6 protein-coding genes are annotated in these 6951 nt (G+C 75.7%); 4 read left to right on the forward strand and 2 right to left on the reverse strand.

Annotated features, from left to right (window positions below; translation table 11 throughout):
* Both AC2CJA_RS21970 and AC2CJA_RS21975 read left to right on the forward strand, forming a co-directional pair.
* Positions 1-322 (forward strand): ROK family protein (locus AC2CJA_RS21970; protein WP_484604401.1); only part of this gene is annotated, 322 nt, incomplete at its 5' end.
* Between the two features lie 130 nt (positions 323-452).
* Positions 453-1517 (forward strand): NUDIX hydrolase, encoded by a 1065-nt coding sequence (locus tag AC2CJA_RS21975; protein WP_484604402.1) that lies wholly within the window; start codon positions 453-455, stop codon positions 1515-1517.
* A gap of 54 nt (positions 1518-1571) precedes the next feature.
* Here AC2CJA_RS21975 and AC2CJA_RS21980 read toward each other — a convergent pair whose 3' ends face one another.
* On the reverse strand, positions 1572-2936 hold the full coding sequence (locus tag AC2CJA_RS21980; RefSeq protein WP_484604403.1) for a M20/M25/M40 family metallo-hydrolase: 1365 nt from the start codon (positions 2934-2936) through the stop codon (positions 1572-1574).
* A 210-nt stretch (positions 2937-3146) separates the two neighbouring features.
* Here AC2CJA_RS21980 and AC2CJA_RS21985 point away from each other — a divergent pair, with 210 nt between their 5' ends.
* Positions 3147-4313, forward strand: coding sequence for a geranylgeranyl reductase family protein (locus AC2CJA_RS21985; protein WP_484604406.1), 1167 nt, complete (start codon positions 3147-3149; stop codon positions 4311-4313).
* A gap of 191 nt (positions 4314-4504) precedes the next feature.
* Here the strand turns inward: AC2CJA_RS21985 and AC2CJA_RS21990 are convergent, their stop codons facing one another.
* Positions 4505-5293 (reverse strand): AfsR/SARP family transcriptional regulator, encoded by a 789-nt coding sequence (locus tag AC2CJA_RS21990; protein ID WP_484604404.1) that lies wholly within the window; start codon positions 5291-5293, stop codon positions 4505-4507.
* Between the two features lie 331 nt (positions 5294-5624).
* On the opposite strand from AC2CJA_RS21990, the gene AC2CJA_RS21995 reads away from it, so the two are divergent.
* Positions 5625-6857, forward strand: a complete 1233-nt coding sequence (locus AC2CJA_RS21995) for an ROK family protein (protein ID WP_484604405.1) — start codon at positions 5625-5627, stop codon at positions 6855-6857.
* Positions 6858-6951: the final 94 nt, after the last annotated feature.

Here is a 6951-nt window from a genome sequence, read left to right on the forward strand (position 1 = left end):
CGACACCAGCGCCCGCGGGGTGGCCGCCGCCGCGCGGGCGGGTGACCCGGTGGCCGTGGCCTCCTTCGAACGTGCCGCGCGGGCGCTGGCGGCCGGGATCGCCGCGACCGCGACCCTGGCCGAGATCGAGATCGCGGTGGTCGGAGGGGGAGTGGCCCAGGCCGGGGAGGTGCTGTTCGCGCCGCTGCGCAGGGCGCTGGGGGAGTACGCCACACTCTCCTTCGCCCGGGGACTGGAGGTCGTCCCCGCCGGCACGGGCACCGGGGCCGGCCTCGTCGGAGCCGCGGCGGCCTGCCGGGAGGCGCTGGGCCGGCCCGTGTGAGAGGCCCGGCGCCCCGGGACGGCGCGCGGGGTGGAACGCGCGAGGCGGCGTGCGGGACGGGGCGCGGGGGCGCGTTTCCGGGACGGGGTGGAGCGGGCAGTGAACCGGGGACGACGGAATGGGGGGAACCGTGATCGTCTGGTTGAACGGCGCCTTCGGCGCGGGCAAGACCGCGGCGGCCCGTGAGCTGGTCGAACTGCTCCCGGACAGCAACCTCTTCGACCCCGGCCTGATCGGCGCGGGGCTGCGCGCGCTTTTGCCGCGCAAGCGCCTGGACGAGGTGCCGGACTGCCAGGACCTGCCCGCCTGGCGCCGGCTGGTGGTGGACACGGCCGCCGCCGTCCACGGTGAGGTGGGCGGCACCCTGGTGGTGCCGATGACGCTGCTGCGGCAGGAGCACCGCGACGAGGTGTTCGGCGGGCTGGCCGCACGCCGCATCCCCGTGCGACATGTGCTCCTGGAGGCCGAGGAAACGATCCGCCGCGAGCGGGACGCCCGGCGCGGGGAGACCGGGGGGACGTCCGGGGACGGCGGAGCAGCCGTCTGCGGCGCCGCGGCGGGCGACCGGTACCCGCGGCCGGTCCGGCACCCGGCGGCCGGGCAGCGGGTGCCGGACTGGCTCCGGGCCGACGCGCACACCGTCGACGCCACCTTCCTCACCCCCCGGCAGACCGCCGAGAAGGTGGCGGAGGCGATACGCGCGGGAGAAGGTGCCTGCGACATCGTGCAGACACCGGAACCGACGGCGGAGACCGTGGCGGCCGGGGTCCTCCTCTTCGACGAGGCGGACCGGGTGCTGCTGGTCGACCCGACCTACAAGCCCGGCTGGGAGTTCCCCGGCGGCGTGGTCGAGCCCGGTGAACCGCCGGCCCGTGCCGGGCTGCGCGAGGTGGCCGAGGAACTGGGACTGCGGCTGGACACCGCACTCCGGCTGCTCGTCGTCGACTGGGAGCCGCCCCGGCCGCCCGGCTACGGCGGTCTGCGGCTGCTCTTCGACGGCGGCCGGCTGACCACCGCGGCCGCCCGCGACCTGCTGCTGCCCGGCTCGGAACTGCGCGGCTGGCGCTTCGCCACCGAGCGGGAGGCCGCCGCGATGCTGCCCCCGGTGCGGCTGGAGAGGCTGCGCTGGGCGCTGCGGGCGCGCGAGCGGGGCGTCACGCTCAACCTGGAGGCGGGCACACCGGTCGGCGCGTGACGGCCGGTCGGCCGCGCACCGCGCGGACCCCGGCCGTCACGCGCCGGAGGCCGGTCAGCCGCACGCGGTCTCGGCGTACCTGCGCAGGAACAGCGCCTCGGCCACCGACAGCCGCCGCAGCTCCTCCGGGCAGACGCTCTCGTTGACCGCGTGGATCTGCGCCTCCGGCTCGCTCAGGCCGATCAGCAGGATCTCCGCCTTCGGGTAGAGCCTGCCCAGGGTGTCGCACAGCGGGATCGAGCCGCCCATGCCGGCAGTGGCCATCTCGGCGCCGTCGTACGCCTCGCGCATCGCCTCGGCCATCGCGGTGTACGCCGGGCTGGTGGTGTCGGCGCTGAACGGCTGGCCCTGGCCCACCTGCTCCACGGCCAGCCGCGCGCCCCAGGGGATGTGGGACTCCAGGTGGGCGGTGAGCAGCGCGGTGGCCTCGGCGGCGTCCGTGCCCGGCGGCACCCGCAGGCTGATCAGCGCCTGGGCGCTCGCCTGCACCGACGGGGTGGCGCCGACCACGGGCGGGCAGTCGATGCCCAGGACGGTGACGGCGGGACGGGCCCAGATGCGGTCGGCTACGGTGCCCGAGCCGATCAGCTCCACCCCGTCGAGCACCCTGGCGTCCCTGCGGAAGTCCTCCTCCGGATACTGCAGCCCCTCCCATGAGGTGTCCGGGGACAGCCCGTCGACGGTCGTCGAGCCGTCCTCGGCGCGCAGCGAGTCCAGCATCCGGATGAGGGCCGCGAGCGCGTCCGGGGCGGCGCCGCCGAACTGGCCGGAGTGCAGGTTGCCCTCCAGGGTGTCCACCCGGACCTTCAGCATGGTCATCCCGCGCAGCGTCGCGGTGACGGTCGGCAGCCCGGCGCGGAAGTTCCCGGAGTCCCCGATGACGATGGCGTCGGCGGTCAGCAGCTCCGGGTGCGCCTCGGCGTAGAGCTCCAGGCCTCCCGTGCCCATCTCCTCGGAGCCCTCGGCGATCACCTTGACGTTCACCGGCACCCCGCCGTCGGCCTTCAGGGCGCGCAGCGCGAGCAGGTGCATGATGAAGCCGCCCTTGCAGTCGGCGGCGCCGCGCCCGTACCACCGTCCGTCGCGCTCGGTCAGCGTGAACGGAGGGGAGAGCCAGGCCGCCTCGTCCAGCGGGGGCTGCACGTCGTAGTGGGCGTACAGCAGCACGGTGGGGGCGCCGGCCGGGCCGGGCAGGAAGCCGTAGACCGACTGCGTGCCGTCCGGGGTGTCCAGCAGGGCCACGTCGGTGAAGCCCTCCGCGCGCAGCGCGTCCGCCACCCACCGGGCCGCCCCCGCGCACTCCTCGGGCGGGAACTGCGCCGGGTCGGCGACCGATTTGAAGGCCACCAGTTCGCCGAGCTCGGTACGGGCCCGGGGCATCAGCGAGGCTACGGTGGCTGCCAATGCGTCGTGCGCCATGGGAACGCTCCTTCGTGGTACCGCGTTGTGTGCCTGCGGGCGGGATCACCGTACGTACAGGCGGGTGTGTGGTGCCGATACTCCCACAGGGGGTCCGGGCGGACGCGGCACTAGGATGCGGCGGTAACCGGAAGCGGCCGAGCGGGAGCGGTAACACACGTGAGCAGGGAAAGCGCCGAGAGCGCCGAGGGCACGGACCGACAGGACCCGGTGTGGGACGTGGTGGTGGTGGGAGCCGGGCCGGCCGGGGCCTCCGCGGCGTATGCCGCGGCCGTCACCGGGCGCCGGGTCCTGCTTCTGGAGAAAGCCGAACTCCCCCGCTACAAGACCTGCGGCGGCGGCATCATCGGGCCCTCCAGGGACGCCCTGCCGCCCGGTTTCGAACTGCCCCTGCGCGACCGGGTGTACGCGGTGACGTTCTCGCTGGACGGCAGGTTCGCCCGCACCCGGCGCTCCCGGAACATGCTGTTCGGGCTGGTCAACCGGCCCGAGTTCGACCACGCGCTGGTGGAGTCCGCGCAGAAGGCCGGCGCGGAGCTGTGGACGGGGGCCGCCGTCACCCGCGTCGAGCAGCACGGTCCGGCCGTCCCCGACCGTCGCACCGTCGCCGTGGTCCTCTCCGACGGCCGCACCGTCCTGGCCCGCGCCGTGGTCGGCGCGGACGGCAGCGCCAGCCGGATAGGGGCCCACGTCGGGGTGAAGGTCGACCAGGTGGACCTGGGGCTGGAGGCCGAGATCCCGGTGCCGCCGCCGGTGGCCGAGGACTGGGCGGGCCGTGTCCTCATCGACTGGGGCCCGCTGCCCGGCAGTTACGGCTGGGTGTTCCCCAAGGGCGACACCCTCACGGTGGGGGTGATCTCCGCCCGCGGCGAGGGCGCGGCCACCAAGCGCTATCTGGAGGACTTCATCGCCCGCCTCGGGCTGTCCGGGTTCGAGCCCGAGATCTCCTCGGGCCACCTCACCCGCTGCCGTTCGGCGGACTCCCCGCTGACCCGGGGCCGGGTCCTGGTCTGCGGCGACGCGGCCGGGCTGCTGGAGCCCTGGACGCGCGAGGGCATCTCCTTCGCGCTGCGCTCCGGCCGGCTGGCCGGGGAGTGGGCGGTGCGGGTCGCCGAGGCCCACGACGCGGTGGACGCCCGCCGCCAGGCCCTCAACTACGCCTTCGCCGTCAAGTCGGGCCTGGGCGTGGAGATGGGGGTGGGCGGCCGGATGCACGCCGTCTTCGCCCGCCGCCCGAAACTGCTGCACGCGGTGCTCACCGGTTTCCGCCCGGCGTGGAACGCCTTCGCGAGGATCACGCGGGGGACGACCACCCTCGGGGAGCTCGTCCGCACCCATCCCCTGGCCCAGCGGGCCCTGGAGAGAATGGACCGCTGAACTCCGGGCGCCGCTTCCCGGTGCCCCGGTCACCGGTTCACTGCTCCAGGGCGATCCGGAAGACGGGGTGCCGGTCGGCCACGGCCAGCAGCTCCCCGTCGCTCGAGGCCGGCCCGACGCCGTCGGCGCCACCGCCGAGCGCGCCCCGGCCGCGGCGGACCCCGACTGACCCGGCCCCGGGCGGGGCCGGGTCAGGAGGCCAGCGCCGACTCCGGCAGCAGCGAGGGGTCCTGGCGCACGATCCGCGCGTGCAGCTCCCGCAGCGCGGGGCCGGGCTCCGCCCCCCGCTCGTCCACGAGCCGGCGCCTGGCCTCCTCGTACGCCGCCAGCGCGTCCGCGGGACGGCCGCAGCGGTACAGGGCCAGCACCAGAAGTCCCACCAGCCGCTCGCGCAGCGGGTGCCGGGCCACCTGCCGCGTCAGCTCGTGGACGCACTCGCGGTACCGGCCCAGCTCCAGGTCGCCCTCCAGCCGGGTCTCCAGCACCATCAGCCGCTTCTCGGCCCAGCGGCGCCGCTCGCCGTCCAGGTAGGGGCCGGTCAGGCCCTCGGCGAACTCGCCGCGCCACAGCTCCTCCGCCCGCCTCGCCAGCGTGCCCGCCCGGTGCAGGTCGCCCGACTCCCGCGCGGACAGCGCCTCGCGCAGCAGCGTCCGCCGTTCCGCCAGATCGTCGACCCGGGCGTTCTCCAGACGGTAGCCGCTGCCGGTCCACACCAGTTCCGGGGACGGTCCGCCTCCGCCCGCCGTCTCGAAGGCCCGGCGCAGACCGGAGACGTACTTCTGGGCCAGGTTCCGTACGTGCGACGGCGGTTCGCCGCCCCAGACCGCGCTGACCAGCGCCTCGTACGACATCGTCCGTCCCTCCTGGAGCAGCAGGACGGCGAGTACCGCCCGCTGCCGGGGCGGTCCCAGCGGCACCTCGTTCCCCTCGTGCAAGGCTCGCAGCGGACCGAGCAGTTCGAATCGCAGACCCTCAGCCATGTGCCCTCCCTCACCGCCCCAATGAGCCTACGTCCTGGACGGCGTTCCAGTGGATCTTCCCCCGAAGGCCGGTGATCCGCGTGGCCGCGGTCCTCCCGGTGACCGGCGAGGCCCGCCCGCCACGCCCTCATCCCGGCTCGCCGGCGGCGGCTCCGGGGAGAGGGCCGGTGAGGACCTCGGTGCCCCGCCCTCTTGCCGGACGACTCCGAGGTAGCTGTCGATGCCCACGACAGGCAGTGTGCCAGGGCGCGCCGGGGAGTGCTCAAGGCCCGTTCGAGGCGGTCGGTCCACCCCGCTTTGTTCGCGGTGGATACAAAGCCAGAATGGGGAGGTGACCCCGACGCATACGACAAAGCTGGAGAGAGGCCGCGGCGCCCTCGGCCCGGCGCTGGAACTCGTGCACACCGGACGCGCGCCCACCCGCGCGGTGCTCACCGCGGAACTCGGTGTGACCCGGGCGACCGCCGGAGCGGTGGCCGCGGAGCTGGAGGCGCTCGGGCTGATCACCGTCGACTCCCGGCCGGCCGTCGCCGCCGGTTCCCAGGGCCGTCCCTCCCACCGGCTGTCGGTCGACCCCGAGGGGCCGGTCGTCCTGGCGGCCCAGGTGCACGCCGACGGGTTCCGCGCCGCCCTCGTCGGGCTCGGTGGCCGGATCGTCGCCACCGTGCCCGGCGCCGTGACCGTGGAGGCCGACCCGGCCCAGGTGCTCACCGAGGTCGTCGGCGCCGGGGCAGGGCTGCTGCGCGAGACCGGGCGGCGCTGCCTGGGCGCCGGCCTGGCGGTGCCCTCCGCCGTGGCCGAGCCGGAGGGCACCGCCCTCAACCCGCTGCACCTGGCCTGGCCCCCGGGCGCGCCGGTGCGGGACATCTTCACCCGCTGCCTGGCCGAGGCCGGTGTCACCGGGCCGTCCGGCGACGCGCCCGCGGCCGGTTTCGCCGCCAACGACGTCAACCTCGTGGCCCTGGCCGAGCACCGCCACGGCGCGGGCCGCGGCGCCCGCGATCTGCTGTGCGTGGCCACCGGGCACCGCGGCGTCGGCGGCGCTCTCGTCCTCGACGGCCGTCTGCACACCGGCAGTTCGGGGCTGGCCCTGGAGGTCGGCCATCTCACCGTGGACCCGGACGGCAGGCCCTGCCACTGCGGCGGGCGCGGCTGCCTGGACGTGGAGACCGACCCGCTGGCCTTCCTGGAGGCCGCCGGCCGCGAGCCCGGCCCCGAGACCGGCCTGCTCAAGCGCGCCCTGGAACTGCTGCGTACGGAGTACGCCACCGATCCGGCCGTGCACGAGGCGGCCCATCTGCTCATCGACCGGCTCGGACTGGGGCTGGCCGGCCTGGTCAACATCCTCGACCCCGACCGGATCGTCCTCGGAGGGCTGCACCGCGCCCTGCTGGAGGCCGACGCCGAGCGGCTGCGGAGCGTCATCGCCGAGCGCAGCCTGTGGGGGCGCAGCGGCAAGGTGCCGGTGCTCGCCTGCGAACTGGACCACAGCGGTCTGGTGGGCGCCGCCGAACTGGCCTGGCAGCCGGTCCTGGACGACCCCATGACGGCGGCGCGGGGCTGAGCCGGGCCGGTCGCGCCGCGGGCCGGGCACCGGCTTTCCGGCCCCGGGCCCGTCAGGCGCGCGGCAGGGCTCCGGACCGGGCCGGTGCGTCCTG

It is taken from the genome of Streptomyces sp. ATLC9 (genome assembly GCF_057196705.1).